Source organism: Nonomuraea sp. KM90 (assembly GCF_052246675.1).
Taxonomy (GTDB): Bacteria; Actinomycetota; Actinomycetes; order Streptosporangiales; family Streptosporangiaceae; genus Nonomuraea.
This window is the reverse complement of sequence record NZ_JBQQCB010000021.1, coordinates 87137-104125: the sequence shown is the minus strand read 5'-3', so window position 1 is coordinate 104125 and position 16989 is coordinate 87137. Positions and strand designations below refer to the sequence as shown.

Here is a 16989-nt window from a genome sequence, read left to right as displayed (position 1 = left end):
GGTGAGAACCCTCTCCCGCGGGGGAGGGTAAGGCTACGGAGGCGGCATCCGGGACGCCAGGACATTCGAGCGAAATTTCGTTCGTTTTCCTGTCTTGTTAAATTGCTCCCGCGAGGTAACCTTTGGTGGCGATTCGTCCTACCATCGGTGGTCTAGGCCATCGTAGATGGCCCTGCCAGCAGGGACACTCTGGTTACTGGCTAGTAGAGATGCGTTTTCTACGGCTAGCGACCAGGATGGAAGGCGACCCAGACCAGACATCAGTCCATCTCGGAAGGCGAGACCCAGTGGCTTCCGGACGCCAGCGTTTCTCGATCATCAGCGACGGCCTACCCAGCCAGCTGCCTGATGTCGATCCCAGCGAGACCAACGAGTGGCTCGAGTCTCTCGACAACGTCGTCAAGACCGAGGGCCGCACCAGAGCCCGCTACCTGATGCTCCGCATGCTGGAGCGGGCGCGCGAGCACCAGGTCGGCGTGCCGGGCCTGCGCAGCACCGACTACATCAACACGATCCCGCCGGAGCGCGAGCCCTGGTTCCCCGGCGACGAGCATGTCGAGCGCCGCATCCGCGCCTACATCCGCTGGAACGCGGCCATCATGGTGTCCAGGGCCAACGCCCGCACCAACGTGGGCGGCCACATCGCGACCTACGCCTCGGCCGCCTCTCTCTACGAGGTCGGCTTCAACCACTTCTTCCGCGGCAAGGACCACGGGGAGTCGGGCGACCAGGTCTTCTTCCAGGGCCACGCGGCGCCGGGCATCTACGCGCGCGCCTTCCTCGAGGGCCGGCTCAACGAGGCCCAGCTCGACGCGTTCCGGCAGGAGCTGTCGCACGGCTTCCACGGCCTGCCCTCCTACCCGCACCCGCGGCTCATGCCCGACTTCTGGGAATTCCCGACGGTCTCCATGGGCCTGGGCCCGATCGGCGCGATCTACCAGGCGCGGTTCAACCGCTACCTGCTCAACCGGCAGATCAAGGACACCAGCCGCAGCCACGTATGGGCGTTCCTCGGCGACGGCGAGATGGACGAGCCCGAGTCGCTCGGCGCGATCGGCCTGGCCGCTCGTGAAGAGCTCGACAACCTCACGTTCGTGATCAACTGCAACCTGCAGCGCCTGGACGGCCCGGTACGCGGCAACGGCAAGATCATTCAGGAGCTGGAGTCGTACTTCCGTGGCGCCGGCTGGAACGTGATCAAGGTCGTGTGGGGCCGCGACTGGGACCCGCTGCTGGCGGCCGACGTCGACGGCGTGCTGGTCAACCAGATGAACACCACGCCCGACGGCCAGTTCCAGACCTACTCGGTCGAGTCCGGCGGCTACATCCGCGACAACTTCTTCGGCTCCGACCCGCGCCTGCGCAAGATGGTCGAGCACCTGACCGACGACGACATCCGCAAGCTGTCGCGCGGCGGCCACGACTACCGCAAGGTCTACGCCGCGTTCAAGTCGGCCCGCGAGCACGTCGGCCAGCCGACGGTGATCCTCGCCCAGACCATCAAGGGCTGGACGCTGGGCAAGGACTTCGAGGCGCGCAACGCCACGCACCAGATGAAGAAGCTCACCAAGGCCGAGCTCAAGGAGTTCCGCGACCGGCTCTACCTGCCGATCCCCGACTCGGCGCTCGAAGGTGAGCTGCCTCCCTACTTCCACCCGGGCGAGAACGACCCCGAGATCCAGTACATGAAGGAGCGCCGCGCGGCGCTCGGCGGCGTGCTGCCCAAGCGGGTCATGCGCGCCAAGCCGGTCAAGCTGCCCGGCGACGAGGTCTACGGCGGCTTCGCCAAGGGCTCGGGCAAGCAGCAGGTCGCCACCACGATGGCGTTCGTGCGGCTGCTCAAGGACCTCATGCGCGACAAGGAGATCGGCCACCGGTTCGTGCCGATCATCCCCGACGAGGCCCGTACGTTCGGCCTCGACGCCATGTTCCCGACGGCCAAGATCTACTCGCCGCACGGCCAGACGTACGAGGCCGTCGACAGGGAGCTGCTGCTGTCGTACAAGGAGGCCGTGCAGGGGCAGATCCTGCACGAGGGCATCAGCGAGTCGGGCTCGATGGCCTCGGCCATCGCGGCCGGCACGGCCTACGCCACGCACGGCGAGCACATGATCCCGATCTACATCTTCTACTCGATGTTCGGGTGGCAGCGCACCGGCGACCAGATGTGGCAGATGGGCGACCAGATGGGCCGCGGCTTCCTGCTCGGCGCCACCGCGGGCCGCACCACGCTCAACGGTGAGGGCCTGCAGCACGAGGACGGCCACACCCCGCTCATCGCCTCGACGAACCCGGCCGCCGTCTCCTACGACCCGTCCTGGGCGTTCGAGGTGGCGCACATCGTCAAGGACGGCCTCCGGAGGATGTACGGCGACCAGCCGGAAGACATCTTCTACTACATGACCGTCTACAACGAGCCCTACCTGCAGCCCGCCCAGCCCGCGGACCTCGACGTGCAGGGCCTGCTCAAGGGCCTGTACAAGTTCGCCGACGGGCCGCAGACGCAGGGTCCCAAGGCCAACATCCTCTCCTCGGGCGTGGCGGGCCCGTGGGCGATGGAGGCGCAGCGCCTGCTGGCCGAGGACTGGGGCGTGTCGGCCGACGTGTGGTCGGCGACGTCGTGGTCCGAGCTGCGCCGCGACGCGCTGGCGTGCGAGGAGCACAACCTGCTCAACCCCGACGCCGAGCCGCGCGTCCCCTACGTCACCCAGGTGCTCTCGCCGGCGCAGGGGCCGTTCGTGGGCGTCAGCGACTACATGAAGGCCGTGCAGGACCAGATCGCGCAGTGGGTGCCGGGTGACTGGTCCTCGCTGGGCACCGACGGGTTCGGCCTGTCCGACACCCGCTCGGCGCTGCGCCGCCACTTCCACGTGGACGCGGCGTCGATCACGCTGGCCGTGCTGACCAGCCTGGTCAAGCGGGGCGAGCTCGACGGCGAGGTGCTGCGCGAGGCCATCGCCCGCTACCACCTCAAGAACGGCGTCACCGAGGCGGGCGGCGCGGAGAGCAACGACACCCAGTCCATGGGGGTCTGAGTCATCCGAATGAGGCGCTCCCGCGAATGAGTTTTCGCGGGAGCGCCGTCATATCCGGCCGTCCGCGCCGTTGGGCCTGTGAGGCGGCACGTTCAGGAGGGGTACGTGCCGCCTCACCCAGGTTTGGTGCAGGGTCACGTATTGTGGGCACTACTTCCCCCTGAGAGATGTGAGGGGAAGTTCGTCATGCGTCGCCTTCTAGCCGCCGCCCTGCTTCTGGCGGCCGCCGGCTGTTCCACCGCACCCGCCGAGCCGGCCACGGAGTCCACCGCCGACCCGAACAAGATCGCCTGGGGTCCCTGCACCGACATCAAGCGCCCTGACGGCGAGCCGCCGGCCAACAAGGACGCCACGGTACGGTGCGGCAAGCTCGCGGTGCCCCTCGACTACGCCAAGCCCGACGGGGACAAGCTGGACCTGGCGCTCATCAAGCTGCCGGCCACCGGCAAGGGCAAGCGGCTGGGCTCGGTGGTGTTCAACTTCGGCGGCCCCGGCGCCTCCGGCGTCGACACGCTCGACCAGGCCGCCAAGGCGCTCACGGCGCTGCGCGCCCGCTATGACCTGGTCAGCTTCGACCCGCGCGGCGTCGAGCGCAGCTCCGGCGTACGCTGCGGCGACGGCGCCGAGATGGACCGGTTCACCTCGCTGGACACGCTGCCGCCCGACGCCCAGACGCACCAGGAGGCCGCGGCGGCCAACAAGCAGTTCGCCGCGCTCTGCCAGCAGAACTCCGGCAAGATCCTGCCCTACATCGGCACCGTGAACGCCGCCCGCGACATGGACCGCATCCGCGCCGCCGTGGGCGACCCCAAGCTCAACTACGTCGGCATGTCGTACGGCACGCAGCTCGGCGGCGTCTACGCCACCCTGTTCCCCAAGACCGTGGGCCGCATGGTGCTCGACGCGCCGCTCGACCCCACGGTCACGTTCGAGCAGCGCACGCTGGCGCAGACGCGCGGCTTCCAGAAGGCGTACGAGAGCTTCCTGCGCTCCTGCGTCAAGAGCACCTGCGACGTCGGCAAGGACCAGGCCACCGCCAACGCGAACGTCGAGCGGCTGATGAACCAGCTCGCCGGCAAGCCGCTGCAGGTCAACGGGCGTGCGCTGACCCAGGGTCTGGCCTCGACCGGCGTGGCCGCCGCGCTCTACTCGGAGCTGACCTGGCCGTTCCTGGAGGAGGCGCTGAGCCAGGCGCTCAAGGGCCAGGGCGAGGCGCTGATGTACCTGGCCGACTCCTACACCGGGCGCGCCCCGGACGGCAGCTACTCCACGCAGATGACCAGCTTCCCGGCGATCACCTGCGTCGACTCCGCCGAGCGCCCCGACGAGGCCGCGCTGCGGCGCACCGAGGCGGCCGCGATGAAGATCTCGCCGCTGTTCGGCAGCGAGGGCTCCGGCGGGCTGTGCCGGGTCTGGCCGGCCAAGGGCAGCAACGAGGCACGGCACGTGGACGCCACCGGGTCCGCGCCGATCCTGGTGGTGGGCGGCAAGGGCGACCCGGCCACCCCGTACGAGTGGGCGCCCAAGCTGACGGCCCAGCTCAAGACCGCGACGCTGGTCACGTACGAGGGCGAGGGGCACGGGGCGTACCTGTCGGGCAGCAAGTGCGTCCAGGGGCTGGTGGATTCGTACCTGATCGACGGGAAGGTGCCGAGCAAGGGCACGAGTTGCCCGGCGGCCTAGTCTGGGCCGCGTGACGGACTACGAATCCCAGATCCAGACCGAGGTCGCGCGGCTGGCGGACCTCTCCGGCGACCTGTCCGTGCCGGTGCCCACGTGCCCGGGATGGACGCTCGCCGAGCTGGTCACGCACGTCGGCCAGACCCACCGCTGGGCGGTGCACGTGCTGCGCGATCAGGTCCAGGAGCGGATCTGGTCGCGGCAGGTGCCCAGCGGGCTGGCCGAGGGCCAGAGCGGCGACGCCGGCTGGCTGACGGCGGGGGCCGCCGAACTGCTGGAGACCCTGCGCGCCACCGATCCCTCGATGACGGTGTGGACGTGGGGCCCGGACGGGACGGCGTCCTGGTGGCCGCGCCGGATGCTCTTCGAGCTGGTGGTGCACCGGGCCGACGCCGAGCTCGCGCTCGGCGTCGACCCGGAGATCCCGGCGGGAACGGCGATCGACGGCATCGAGGAGTTCCTGCACAACCTGCCGTACGCCGCCTGGGTCACCCGGCCGCTGGCCGAGCTCGGCGTGGAGGGGGCCACGATCCACCTCCACGCGAGCGACACCGACGGCGAGTGGACGATCACGCAGGGCCCCGCCGGGAAGATCACCTGGACCCGCGGGCACGCCAAGGGCGACGCCGCCGTCCGGGGCCCGGTGAGCGACCTGCTGCTCCTGCTCTACGGCCGCCGCTCCCCCGAGGGGCTCACCGTGCACGGCGACCGCGCGCTGCTGGAGCGCTGGCTGGCCACGGCCGCCTTCTGACCCTGTCGTGAAGGTGTCGTGAAGGTGCCCTGGACGCGCCGCCGCTCGGCGATCGGCGGCGAGTCCAGGGCGAGGGGGTGAACCGCTCCGGGGATCTGCCCTCGGGAGCGGCCCGCTCGCCTGCCGGGGTGTTCGCGGGGAAGGCGCATGCCCCGGCCCGCGAGCGGGTGATCACCTGCGGTGGAAGACGCCGAAGACGCTGCCGGAGACGTCGTGGATGTAGGCGAAGTCGGTGCCGGCGCCGTCGTCGATCACCTTCGTGATCACCTTGCCGCCCAGCGACTCGCTCTTGGCGCAGGTCTGCTCGACGTCGGCCACCTGCACGTGGAAGATCGCGTGGCTGGGGAACTCGCCTCTGGTGTTGAAGAGCCCGCCGGCGGGCTGCTCCCCGCCCGGGTAGCCGATCATCCGGTAGTCGAGCGGGCCGTCGTCGCCACGGTCGAACGTCCAGCCGAACAGCCCGCCGTAGAAGTGCTGGGCGCCTTCGGGGTCGTCGGTCGCGACCTCGAACCAGGTCACCGTGTTGTCCATCATCGTCTCCTCTTTCTCGAACAAGACAACGATGTATCCCTATGGCGACAACCCTATGTCGGTGTTTCCGCATCATTAATCGAGCAAAGTTCCGTGTACGACCATCTCGGGCACGTCGGTGGCGAAGCCTTCGAGCGGCCGGTCGGGGCAGCGCTCGGCGGTGACGGTGGCGGCCGCGATGCGGTCGAGGCGGAAGACGCGCACGTCGTCGCGCAGCCGGCACCACGCCACGAGATACCAGAAACCGCCGCGCCCGCCCAGGAACACCCCGGGCTCCACGTCGCGCGAGGTCAGCGCGCCCTTGGCGTCGGCGTAGTCGAGCCTGAGCACGCGGCGGCGCAGCAGCGCCTCCTCGATCGCCCGCGAGATGCCCTCGCCGCCCAGCGGCCGGATCTCGCCGCCCGGCTCGGGTGGCAGGTGCACGAGCTGCACGCGCCGGGCCAGCTCCCGGGCCAGCTCACCCTCGGGCCCCGGCATCGCGGCCACGACCTTGCGTAACGCGCTGCGCGCCTGCCGGCCGAACGGCTGGTCGCCGGCCCGGCTGAGCGCCACCGCGATGGCCACGGCCTCGGCGGGGGTGAAGTTGAGCGGGGGGAGCGACATCTTCTTGTCGATCGCGTAACCACCCTTGCGCCCCGGCTCGGCGTAGATCGGCACGCCCGACTCCTGCAGGGCGGTGATGTCGCGCTCGATCGTGCGGACGCTCACCTCGAACCGCTTGGCCAGCTCGCGGGCGGAGCGGCAGCGGGGCGAGATGGCGCGCAGGTCCTCGACTAACGCGTAGAGCCGGTCGGTACGGTTCACAGCCGAGACGCTACGCCGCGCCACCGACAATCGCGGGGCGCCCGGCAGCCCCGGGACACCCACGTAACCGCGCGGCCACAGGGGTCTCACGCTTCGGTCACTGCCCCAGGGCCCTCTGCCGGGGAGAGTACGCCGAGGCGGGCTTTCCCGCCACGCAACGACGGCCGCTTTTTCCTGACCGGGACGGGAGGTGCCGGGATCTCACCGGGCGGCGCCGATCCAGCCCAGCAGCCGGTCGAGCGGCCAGGTGTTGACGACGCGCTCGGCCTCGATCCCGCACCGGGCGGCGCGCTCGCACCCGAACCGCTGCCAGTCGAGCTGCCCGGGGGCGTGCGCGTCGGAGTCGATCGCGAACACGCACCCCATCTCGTACGCCAGCCGCATCAGCCGCTTGGGCGGGTCCAGCCGGTCCGGCCGGGAGTTGATCTCGACAGCCACCCCGAACCGCCGGCACGCCTCGAACACCAGCTCCGCCTCGAAGTCCGACTCCGGCCGCTTCACGCCGCGCTTCCCGCCGGCCTGCACCACCCGCCCGGTACAGTGGCCGAGCACGTCCACCAGCGGGTTGGCGATGGCGGTGACCATCCGGCGGGTCATGTCCTCCCCGCCCATCCGCAGCTTGGAGTGCACGCTGGCCACCACCACGTCCAGCCGCTCCAGCAGCTCGGACTCCTGGTCCAGGGAGCCGTCCAGGTTGATGTCCACCTCGATCCCGGTCAGGATCCGGAACGGCGCCAGCCGCTCGTTCAGCTTGGCCACCACCTCGAGCTGCCGCTCCAGCCGCTCGGCCGACAGCCCCTTGGCCACGGCCAGGCGCGGCGAGTGGTCGGTCAGGGCCCAGTACTGGTGCCCGAGCCCGATGGCCGCCTCCGCCATCTCCTCGATCGGCGAGCCCCCGTCCGACCAGTCGGAGTGGCTGTGCAGGTCCCCCTTGAGCGCGGCGCGCAGCTCGGCGGTCTCGGCGTCCAGCTCGATGCCGGCAGTTGCCCGCATTCTCCGCAAGTACGTCGGAACCAGCCCATCAAGGCTTTCGTTTATCACAAGGGCGGTGACCTTGCCGATGCCGGGAAGGTCGCCGAGCCCGCCACCGCGGGCCAGCCGGGCGAGCTCCTCCTCCGGCAGGTCGTCGACGACCGCGGCGGCGCGGCGGAAGGCACGCACGCGGTACGTGGGCTCGCCCGCGCGCTCGAGCAGAAAGGCGATCTCGCGCAGGGCCTCGACCGGTTCCATGCGTCCATTCATACCCAAGAGAACCGCAACCACAGGGGCATACACATTGAACGGGGACAAGGGCCACCGCTAGGCTGATCGGCCCAGGAAAGCAGGAGTTTGATGGCAAATCCGGCGCAGGCGCCCAAAGAACCGCCGCGCAAATCGTCGAAGATCGTCCCGTTGGTCGTACTCGGTGTGCTGTCGGTCATGGTGGTCGGCTACTGCGCGGCCGTGCAGGACGACGACGACGTCACCGCCGACTGCGTCGTCCGGCTGGACGACGGCACGTACGAGGTCGTGGACGAGGACTACTGCGACGACGACGGCACCAGGGTCTACTACGCGGGATCCCGGGGAGCCTACTTGTGGTACTACGGCGGGCGGAGAGTGGGCAACCGCGTCGAGGGCGGCACCACGCTGCGCCCGTCCGACACGAACATCACCAGCCGGGGCGGCAAGGAGATCCAGCGGGGCGGCTTCGGCCGCAGCTGGAGCGGCGGGAGCTGACGAGATGCGCCGCGAACACGGCACTCCCAGGAACGACTGGGAGAAGACGATCGAGAGCCAGGGGCTGGCCTACCACCGCGCCGCCCACCCGTCCGGGCTGAGCCGCCCGTACTGGGACGAGTCCGTCCACTACGTCTTCTCGATGGACGAGGTCGAGGAGCTGGAGACGCAGGTCGAGGAGCTGCACGGCATGTGCCTGCGGGCCGTCGAGCACGTGGTCTCCGCCGGGCGCTTCGCCGACTTCGCCATCCCCGAATGGGCGTGGGAGGAGGTGGCACGCTCCTGGGAGCGCCGAGACCCCTACGTGTACGCCCGCTTCGACCTGCGCTACGACGGCACCGGCCCGGCCAAGCTGCTGGAGTACAACGCCGACACGCCCACGTCGCTGGTGGAGGCGTCGGTCGTGCAGTGGTTCTGGCTGCAGGACGTCTTCCCCGACGACGACCAGTGGAACTCGCTGCACGAGCGGCTCATCGACCGCTGGCGCGAGCTGCGGCTGCCGCCCGGCCCCACGCACTTCGCGTTCACCAACGCGGACGAGACGGGCGAGGAGGCCATGACGGTCGCCTACCTCCAGGAGACCGCCGAGCAGGCGGGCCTGCAGACCGTCGCCGTGGCCATGGAGGACATCGGCTGGGACGCCCTCAACCGCCGCTTCGTCGACGTCGAGGAGCGCGCGATCCGCTCGGCGTTCAAGCTCTACCCGTGGGAGTGGATGCTGACGGACGACTTCGGGCGCCACGCCGTACGGCACGCCACGTGGATCGAGCCGCTGTGGAAGACGCTGCTGTCGAACAAGGCGCTGCTCGCCGTCCTGTGGGAGCTCGACCCGGGCCATCCGAACCTGCTGCCCGCCTACCTCGACGGCCCCCGCGACCTCACCTCCTACATCGCCAAGCCGCTGCTCGGCAGGGAGGGCGCCTCGATGCGCATCGTCACCCCGGAGGGCACCCAGGAGACGCCGGGGATCTACGGCCGGGAGGGCTACGTCTTCCAGAGCTTCGAGGCGCTACCGGCGTTCGAGGGGCAGCGGCCGGTGCTCGGCGCCTGGGTGGTCGCCGACGAGGCCGCCGGGCTGGGCATGAGGGAGACGACCGGCCTCATCACCGACGACACCTCCTCGTTCGTCCCGCATCGCATCGCTCCATGACCCGTTCCCGACACATGCTCTTCCACGAATGGAACTGACGTGACCCTTCTTGAGACCCTCGCCCGCGGCGCGGGTGCCATCGCCTCCTACGCCGCCGTCGGCGTGATCCTGATGATCGTCGGCTTCTACGTGATCGACTGGGCCACGCCCGGCAAACTGAGCGAGATCATCCGCAGCGAGCGCAACCCGAACGCCACCCTGCTCGCCACCTCCGCCCTGGCCGCCGTCGGCCTGATCGTGGCGGCCTCCATCTGGTCCTCCGGCGGCCGGCTCGCGGAGGGGCTCGCCGGCACGGCGGTGTTCGGCCTGGTCGGCATCGTGGTGCAGACGGTGGCGATGCTGGTGTTCGACCGGGTCGTCGGCATCTCCGTACGCGATCTGGTCAAGGAGCAGGAGCTGCAGCCCGGCTCGCGGCTGCTGGCGGTGACCCATGTCGCGATCGGCCTGATCACCGCCGTGGCCGTGATCTAGGACCGGCGCGAACCGCCGTTCCGGTCATCCGAAGGGACCTGGCACTCTAGGAGGCGTGACAGACCGGACCCGGGAGGACACCACGCGCAGGCTCGAGCGGGCCATGGGCTCGCTCGGCACGGCGGCGATGGCGCGCATGGACGAGCAGCTGCCGTGGTTCCGCGCGCTCAGCGCCGAGGACCGGTCGTGGGTGGGGCTCGTGGCCCAGGCCGGGATCGCGGCGTTCGTCGAGTGGTTCCAGCACGCGGGCCAGGACCGGCCCACCCCCAGCATCGAGTTCTTCGGCACCGCCCCGCGCGAGCTCAAGCGGTCCATCTCGCTCCAGCAGACCGTCGACATCGTCAGGGTCGTGGTCGAGGTGGTCGAGGCCCAGACCCACGAGCTGGCCGCCCCCGGCGGCGAGGACCAGCTCCAGCAGGCCATGTTGCGCTACACGCGCGACGTGGCCTTCGCCGCCGCCCACGTCTACGCCCGCGAGGCCGAGGCCAGGGGCTCGTGGGACGCCAGGCTGGAGGCCCTGATCGTGGACGCCCTCGTCCGCGGCGAGGTGGACGACGGCCTGCACTCCTGGGCCGCCGCGCTCGGCTGGACCTCCTCCCCCGTCGTCGTCATCGCCGGCCACGCGCCCGACGACGACCCGCGCGCGGTCATCGACGGGCTGCGCGAAAAGGGCCGCCGCATCGGCATGGACCTGCTGGCCGGGGTGCAGGCCGACCGGCTGATCGTGATCGTGGGCGGCGCCGGCAGCGTCGACGACGCGGCCAAGCAGGTGGTGGCCCGCTTCGGCGTGGGCCCCATCGTCATCGGCCCCGAGGTGCCCGACCTGCACGCCGCCGCCAGGTCCGCCAGGGCGGCGCTGGCCGGCCTGAAGGCGTCCTCCGGCTGGCCCGACGCGCCCAGGCCGGTGCACGCCGAGGACCTGCTGGCCGAGCGGGCGCTCGACGGCGACGCCGACGCCAGGGAACAACTCATCGAGAACGTCTACCTGCCGCTCGCGGGCACGCCGCTGCTGGACACGCTGGCGACGTACCTGGAGCAGGGCACCTCGCTGGAGGCGACGGCCAGGCTGCTGTTCGTGCACCCCAACACCGTGCGCTACCGCCTGAAGAAAATCACGGAGCTGACCGGATATCAGCCCACCGAGGGCAGGTCCGCCTTCACGCTGCAGGTCGGGCTCATCCTCGGCCGGCTCTCGGAGAGCGCCGTAACGTGGGGTGCCCTAACGTAATGGCGCCGAAATCCCCACTGTAGGCTTCCTACAAATCACCCAGGACAAAGTTCGTACGGATCTCCATCCGCGTGTCGGAGTTCTACAGGGCAAGGTGGATTTTGTGCTTGTACTCGTCGCCCCGGGCCAAGGTGCCCAAACACCGGGCTTCCTGACTCCCTGGCTCGAGCTGCCCGGTCTGGCCGACAGACTCGGCGCCTGGTCGGACGTCGTCGGGCTCGACCTGGTCGCCTACGGCACCACCGCCGACGCCGACGAGATCCGCGACACCGCCGTCGCGCAACCGCTGCTCGTCGCCGCCGCCCTGGCCTCCGCCGAGGCGCTCGGCGTGACCCCCGACGTGCTGGCCGGCCACAGCGTCGGCGAGTTCGCCGCCGCCGCGCTGGCCGGCGTGCTGACCCGCGAGCAGGCCCTCGGCCTGGTCCGGGCCCGCGCCGAGGCCATGGCCAAGGCCGCCGCCGTCACCGAGACCGGCATGACCGCCGTGCTCGGCGGCGTCGAGGAGGAGGTGCTGGCCGGCATCGACAAGCACGGCCTGACCCCCGCCAACATCAACGGCGCCGGACAGGTCGTGGCGGGCGGCACGCTGGAGCAGCTGGCCGCGTTCAAGGAGGACGCGCCCGCCCGCGCCCGCCTCATCCCGCTCTCGGTGGCGGGCGCCTTCCACACCCACCACATGGCCCCGGCCGTGGAGAGCCTGCAAGAGGCGGCCTGGAACGTCGTCCCCACCGACCCCGGCATCACGCTCCTGTCCAACGCCGACGGGCAGGCGGTCACCACCGGGGCGGAGTTCCTCCAGAGGCTGGTCAAGCAGGTCAGCAACCCCGTCAGGTGGGACGCCTGCATGGAGACCATGGCGGGCCTCGGCGTCACCAAGATGATCGAGTTGCTGCCCGGTGGCACGCTGACCGGGCTGGCCAAGCGCGGCCTGCGCGGCGTGCGGACCGTGGCGCTGAAGACCCCAGACGACCTCGACGCGGCCAGGGAGCTGACCAAGTGAAGATTCCCGACATCGCCCCGGGCGGCAGGGTGCTGGCCCTCGGCCACTACCAGCCGGCCAACATCGTCACCAACGACGACCTGGCCAAGACCATGGACACCAACGACGAGTGGATCCAGTCCAGGGTCGGCATCAAGGAGCGCCGGGTCGCCCCGCCCGAGGAGTCGGTCGAGGACATGGCGACCATCGCCGGCGGCAAGGCGCTGGCCGCCAGCGGCCTGTCCCCCGACGACGTCGACCTGGTCATCGTGGCCACCTGCACGCTCGAGACCCAGATCCCCAACGCCTCCGCGATCGTGGCGCACCGGCTGGGCATCAAGGCACCGGGCGCGTTCGACGTCAACGCCGCCTGCGCCGGGTTCTGCTACGCGCTCGGCACCGCCGACGCCGCCGTACGCGCCGGATCGGCCAGGAACGTGCTGGTCATCGGGGCGGAGAAGCTGTCGCAGTGGGTGGACTGGACCGACAGGTCCACCGCCGTGATCTTCGCCGACGGCGCCGGCGCCGCGGTCGTCGGCGCGTCCGAGACGCCCGGCATCGGCCCCGTGGTGTGGGGCAGCGCCGGCGACAAGGCCGACGCGATCTCCATCAAGGACCGCGACAACTACCTCTACCAGGAGGGCCAGACGGTCTTCCGGTGGGCCACCACCGCGCTGCACCCGGTGGCCCTCGAGGCCTGCTCCCGCGCGGGCGTGGACCCGTCGGAGCTGGCGGCGTTCGTGCCCCACCAGGCCAACCTGCGCATCATCGAAGCCATCGCCCGCAAGCTGGGCGCCGACAAGGCCGTGATCGCGCGCGATATCGTCAACGCGGGCAACACCTCCGCCGCATCCATCCCGCTGGCGCTCTCGCGCATGCTGGAACGCGGCGAGGTCCGCTCGGGCGGTCTCGCGCTGGTGCTCGGCTTCGGCGCCGGGCTGACCTACGCGGGCCAAGTGATCGAGATCCCCTAGGGATCCCGGCACACCATCCAAGCTTGTGCGGCAACGTCCGCACAGAACCCAGAAAACCAAAGGAGAACTAGCGACATGGCTGCCACCGAGCAGGACATCCTCGAAGGCCTCGGCAAGATCATCAACGAGATCACCGGCATCCCGGCCGCCGACGTGACCCCCGAGAAGAACTTCGTGGACGACCTCGACATCGACTCCCTGTCCATGGTCGAGATCGCCGTGGCCGCCCAGGACGAGTTCGGCGTCGAGATCCCCGACGACCAGCTCAAGAACCTGAAGACGGTCAAGGACGTCCTCAACTTCATCCAGAACTGACCCCGACAGACCCCCGAACTGATCAGTAAGGAGCGCGAAACGTGAGTGCGAACCGGGTACGTGTCGTCGTCACCGGGCTTGGCGCGACGACGCCCGTCGGTGGAGACGTCACCTCGACCTGGTCGGCGCTCCTCGCCGGTCAGTCGGGCGTCGAGACGCTGACCTCGGACTGGATCGACTCCGTCCCCGTGAAGTTCGCGGGGACGGCTGCGGTCGATCCGACCGAGGTGCTGCCGCGGCCCGAGGCCCGCCGCCTCGACCGCAGCGAGCAGTTCGCCCTGGTCGCCTCCAGGGAGGCCTGGCAGGACGCCGGCTCTCCCGAGGTGGCGCCCGAGCGGCTCGGCGTCGTGGTCTCCAGCGGTATCGGCGGCATCTCGACCACGCTCAGCGCATACGACACGTGGAAGGAGCGCGGCTGGAACCGGCTGTCGCCCTTCACCGTGCCGATGCTCATGCCCAACGGCCCGGCCGCCTGGATCGGGCTCGACCTGGGCGCCCAGGCGGGCGTGCACGCCACGGTGTCGGCATGCGCCTCCGGCGCCGAGGCCATCGGGTACGCGATGGACATGATCAGGGTCGGCCGCGCCGACGTGGTGGTGGCCGGCGGCACCGAAGCCGCCATCCACGGCCTCAACATGGCCGCCTTCGCCGCGGCGCGGGCCATGTCCCAGCGCAACGACGACCCGCAGGGCGCCTCCCGCCCGTGGGACCGCGACCGCGACGGGTTCGTGCTCGGTGAGGGCGCGGGCATCGTCGTGCTGGAGTCGGAGGAGCACGCCAAGGCGCGCGGCGCGCGGATCTACGCGTACTGCGCGGGTGTCGGCTACTCCGCCGACGCCCACCACATCACCCAGCCCGAGCCCGAGGGCCGGGGCATCATCATGGCCATGACGCAGGCGCTCACCGACGCCGGCATCACCGGGCTCGACGTCAAGCACGTCAACGCGCACGCCACCTCGACCCCCGCGGGCGACGTCGGCGAGGTGCAGGCGGTGGCCAAGGCCATCGGCACCCACCCGCTGGTGACCTCGACCAAGTCGATGACCGGGCACCTGCTCGGCGGCGCCGGCGGCATCGAGTCCGTCTTCACGATCAAGGCTCTCCAGGAGCGGATCGTCCCCCGCACCATCAACCTCGACAACATCGACGACGGCATCGAGGTGGACCTCGTCCACGGCGAGAACCGGGCGCTGCCGCAGGGCGACATCGCCGCGGTCAACAACTCGTTCGGATTCGGCGGCCACAACGTGACCGTCGTCTTCAAGGGGGCTTAATGACGGTGCTCGACAACCGGGTGGTGGGCGAGGGCTCCGATCCGGAGCCCTCCGATCCCCGCGACCCGGTCGTCCGCCTGACAGCGCTGCTCGACGAGGGCTCGCTGCGGCTGATCACTCCTGAGGACAAGAGCGGCGTCCTGGCCGCCATGGGCCGCGTCGAAGGCGTCCCCGTCGTCGCCTTCTGCAGCGACGCCCGCTTCCAGGGCGGCGCGATGGGCGGCGAGGGGTGCGAGCACATCGTGCACGCCTACGACGTCGCCGTCCGCGAACGGGTGCCGGTCATCGGAATCTGGCACTCCGGCGGTGCGCGACTCACCGAAGGCGTTGAGTCGCTGCACGCCGTCGGCCGGGTCTTCGCCGCCATGACCAAGGCGTCCGGCGTCGTGCCGCAGATCTCCGTGGTCGTCGGGCCCGCCGCCGGCGGCGCCGCGTACGGTCCCGCGCTCACCGACCTGGTCATCCTGGCCGACTCCGGCCGCATCTTCGTCACCGGCCCCGACGTGGTCCGCAGCGTGACCGGCGAAGACGTCGACAGCGCCGCCCTGGGCGGTCCCGAGCCGCACAGCAAGCGCAGCGGCGTCGTGCACATCGTGACGAAGACCGAGACCGACGCGTACGTTCAGGCGCGCCGGCTCGCCACGCTCCTCGGCCACCAGGGCCGCGTGCGCACCGGCGAGATCGAGGAGATCGACTTCTCGACGCTGCTCCCCGAGTCCGCACGCCGGGCATACGACGTCAAGCCGCTGGTCAACGGCCTGCTCGACGAGCCCGGAGTCGAGCTGCACCCCAAGTGGGCGCCCAACATCGTCACGTCGCTGGGCCGCCTCGGCGGCCGCACGGTCGGTGTGATCGCCAACAACCCGATGCGGCTCGGCGGCTGCCTCGACGCCACGTCCGCCGAGAAAGCCGCCCGGTTCGTACGTATGTGTGACGCCTTCGGCGTGCCATTGGTTGTCCTCGTCGACGTGCCGGGTTACCTGCCCGGTGTCGGGCAGGAGCACGACGGCGTGGTCCGGCGCGGCGCCAAGCTGCTGCACGCCTTCGCCGAGGCCTCGGTGCCCCGGGTCACGCTGGTCACGCGGAAGGCGTACGGCGGGGCGTACATCGCGATGAACTCCCGCGCGCTCGGCGCCACCAAGGTGTTCGCCTGGCCGACCACCGAGGTGGCGGTCATGGGCGCGGTGGCCGCGGTGCGCATCCTCAAGCGGCGCGAGCTCGCGGCGGCTCCCGAGGAGGAGCGGGCCGAGCTGGAGCAGCGCCTGGCCGAGGAGCACAAGGTGCTGGCCGGCGGCCTGAGCAGGGCGCAGGAGCTGGGCGTCATCGACGAGGTGATCAAGCCCGAGGAGACCCGCGGCGCCATCGCCAAGGTCCTCTCCCAGGCCACCCCGGCCAGGGGCGCCCACGGCAACATCCCGCTGTAAGCACGTTTCACGGCCGACGGGCCCGCACCTTCCTCAGGTGCGGGCCCGTCGGTCATTTACGGACTGGCGCCATCTCGCCCGTCACGGGCGGCATTTCCCCATCAAACGGCCGCGTGCAGCCAGCGGACGGGCGCACCGTCCCCGGCGTACCTGAACGGTTCCAGCTCTTCGTCCCATGGCCGGCCGAGCATCTTGTCCAGCTCGTCCTCCAGCACGCACCTCCCCTGCGCGGCCATCATCATCGCGGCGCGCAGCCGGTCTTCCGGGATCATGATGTCGCCGGCGACGCCGATGACCGCCGTGAAGGCGCCGAGCGTCGGCGTGTAGGCATGACGGGAGCCGTCCACTCCCGGCGAGGCGTCCTCGGTGATCTCGAACCTGAGGCGCTGCCAGCCCATGAGAGAGGAGGCGATGGCCGCGGCGATGCCGGCGCGGCCCTCCCACTCCGCCTGTGCCCGCACGACATTGGGCGCGGCGGGTTGCGGAGTCCACGTCAGGTCTACGGGCACGCCAAGGACACCCGCGACTGCCCATTCGATGTGAGGGCACAGCGCGGGCTGAGCCGAGTGGACGTAAAGGACGCCACGAGCAGACACCGGACCTCCCGTTCGGTACGAGGTGCGCCTTCCCCAACGGCCTCGCCACGGGATGATC

16 protein-coding genes are annotated in these 16989 nt (G+C 70.5%); 12 read left to right on the top strand and 4 right to left on the bottom strand.

What is annotated here, in order from left to right; genetic code table 11:
- The first annotated feature begins 287 nt into the window (after positions 1-287).
- The 3 genes from aceE (at position 288) to ACTWPW_RS23135 (ending at position 5466) form a co-directional block, all read left to right on the top strand.
- Entirely contained in the window at positions 288-3035 is a 2748-nt protein-coding gene (gene aceE / locus ACTWPW_RS23145) for a pyruvate dehydrogenase (acetyl-transferring), homodimeric type (RefSeq protein ID WP_364138439.1), read from the top strand.
- Between the two features lie 186 nt (positions 3036-3221).
- Positions 3222-4718 (top strand): alpha/beta hydrolase, encoded by a 1497-nt coding sequence (locus ACTWPW_RS23140; protein WP_375115351.1) that lies wholly within the window; start codon positions 3222-3224, stop codon positions 4716-4718.
- A gap of 10 nt (positions 4719-4728) precedes the next feature.
- Positions 4729-5466, top strand: a complete 738-nt coding sequence (locus ACTWPW_RS23135; protein ID WP_375115352.1) for a maleylpyruvate isomerase family mycothiol-dependent enzyme — start codon at positions 4729-4731, stop codon at positions 5464-5466.
- 171 nt (positions 5467-5637) lie between these two features.
- Here ACTWPW_RS23135 and ACTWPW_RS23130 read toward each other — a convergent pair whose 3' ends face one another.
- The 3 genes from ACTWPW_RS23130 to ACTWPW_RS23120 all read right to left on the bottom strand — a co-directional run bounded on the left by ACTWPW_RS23130 (position 5638) and on the right by ACTWPW_RS23120 (position 8031).
- A complete protein-coding gene (locus tag ACTWPW_RS23130) occupies positions 5638-6021 on the bottom strand; it encodes a VOC family protein (protein ID WP_375115353.1) in 384 nt (127 codons plus the stop codon).
- A 51-nt stretch (positions 6022-6072) separates the two neighbouring features.
- Complete coding sequence (locus tag ACTWPW_RS23125; RefSeq protein ID WP_375115354.1) at positions 6073-6801, bottom strand: helix-turn-helix transcriptional regulator; 729 nt, start codon at positions 6799-6801, stop codon at positions 6073-6075.
- A gap of 201 nt (positions 6802-7002) precedes the next feature.
- On the bottom strand, positions 7003-8031 hold the full coding sequence (locus ACTWPW_RS23120; RefSeq protein ID WP_375115355.1) for a PHP domain-containing protein: 1029 nt from the start codon (positions 8029-8031) through the stop codon (positions 7003-7005).
- A 162-nt stretch (positions 8032-8193) separates the two neighbouring features.
- On the opposite strand from ACTWPW_RS23120, the gene ACTWPW_RS23115 reads away from it, so the two are divergent.
- From ACTWPW_RS23115 to ACTWPW_RS23075, 9 genes are all read left to right on the top strand, one after another.
- Positions 8194-8520, top strand: a complete 327-nt coding sequence (locus tag ACTWPW_RS23115) for a hypothetical protein (RefSeq protein ID WP_443169880.1) — start codon at positions 8194-8196, stop codon at positions 8518-8520.
- Between the two features lie 4 nt (positions 8521-8524).
- A complete protein-coding gene (locus tag ACTWPW_RS23110) occupies positions 8525-9670 on the top strand; it encodes a glutathionylspermidine synthase family protein (protein ID WP_443169879.1) in 1146 nt (381 codons plus the stop codon).
- Between the two features lie 39 nt (positions 9671-9709).
- Positions 9710-10141, top strand: coding sequence for a DUF350 domain-containing protein (locus tag ACTWPW_RS23105; protein WP_375115358.1), 432 nt, complete (start codon positions 9710-9712; stop codon positions 10139-10141).
- A gap of 103 nt (positions 10142-10244) precedes the next feature.
- On the top strand, positions 10245-11369 hold the full coding sequence (locus tag ACTWPW_RS23100) for a PucR family transcriptional regulator (protein ID WP_364113403.1): 1125 nt from the start codon (positions 10245-10247) through the stop codon (positions 11367-11369).
- Positions 11370-11472: 103 nt separating this feature from the next.
- Entirely contained in the window at positions 11473-12369 is an 897-nt protein-coding gene (locus ACTWPW_RS23095) for an ACP S-malonyltransferase (protein WP_375115359.1), read from the top strand.
- Positions 12366-13322: a beta-ketoacyl-ACP synthase III gene (locus ACTWPW_RS23090; protein WP_375115360.1), complete on the top strand. Its 957-nt coding sequence runs from the start codon at positions 12366-12368 to the stop codon at positions 13320-13322. Before ACTWPW_RS23095 ends, ACTWPW_RS23090 begins: the two co-directional genes overlap by 4 nt.
- Before the next feature lie 75 nt (positions 13323-13397).
- Positions 13398-13637, top strand: coding sequence for an acyl carrier protein (locus ACTWPW_RS23085; RefSeq protein ID WP_364112997.1), 240 nt, complete (start codon positions 13398-13400; stop codon positions 13635-13637).
- A gap of 41 nt (positions 13638-13678) precedes the next feature.
- Complete coding sequence (gene fabF, locus ACTWPW_RS23080) at positions 13679-14911, top strand: beta-ketoacyl-ACP synthase II (RefSeq protein WP_364112999.1); 1233 nt, start codon at positions 13679-13681, stop codon at positions 14909-14911.
- Positions 14911-16335 carry a carboxyl transferase domain-containing protein gene (locus ACTWPW_RS23075; protein WP_443169878.1) on the top strand — a complete coding sequence of 475 codons (1425 nt, stop codon included), beginning with the start codon at positions 14911-14913 and terminating at the stop codon, positions 16333-16335. Before fabF ends, ACTWPW_RS23075 begins: the two co-directional genes overlap by 1 nt.
- A gap of 101 nt (positions 16336-16436) precedes the next feature.
- Here ACTWPW_RS23075 and ACTWPW_RS23070 read toward each other — a convergent pair whose 3' ends face one another.
- Positions 16437-16931 (bottom strand): DUF3145 domain-containing protein, encoded by a 495-nt coding sequence (locus ACTWPW_RS23070; protein ID WP_346111797.1) that lies wholly within the window; start codon positions 16929-16931, stop codon positions 16437-16439.
- Positions 16932-16989 lie beyond the last annotated feature (58 nt).

Coding starts and splice junctions, on each gene's coding strand:
- ACTWPW_RS23085 (WP_364112997.1), top strand. CDS start 13,398: ATGGCTGCCACCGAGCAGGACATCCTCGAAGGCCTCGGCAAGATCATC.
- ACTWPW_RS23140 (WP_375115351.1), top strand. CDS start 3,222: ATGCGTCGCCTTCTAGCCGCCGCCCTGCTTCTGGCGGCCGCCGGCTGT.
- ACTWPW_RS23120 (WP_375115355.1), bottom strand. CDS start 8,031: ATGGAACCGGTCGAGGCCCTGCGCGAGATCGCCTTTCTGCTCGAGCGC.
- ACTWPW_RS23110 (WP_443169879.1), top strand. CDS start 8,525: ATGCGCCGCGAACACGGCACTCCCAGGAACGACTGGGAGAAGACGATC.
- ACTWPW_RS23075 (WP_443169878.1), top strand. CDS start 14,911: ATGACGGTGCTCGACAACCGGGTGGTGGGCGAGGGCTCCGATCCGGAG.
- ACTWPW_RS23100 (WP_364113403.1), top strand. CDS start 10,245: ATGGGCTCGCTCGGCACGGCGGCGATGGCGCGCATGGACGAGCAGCTG.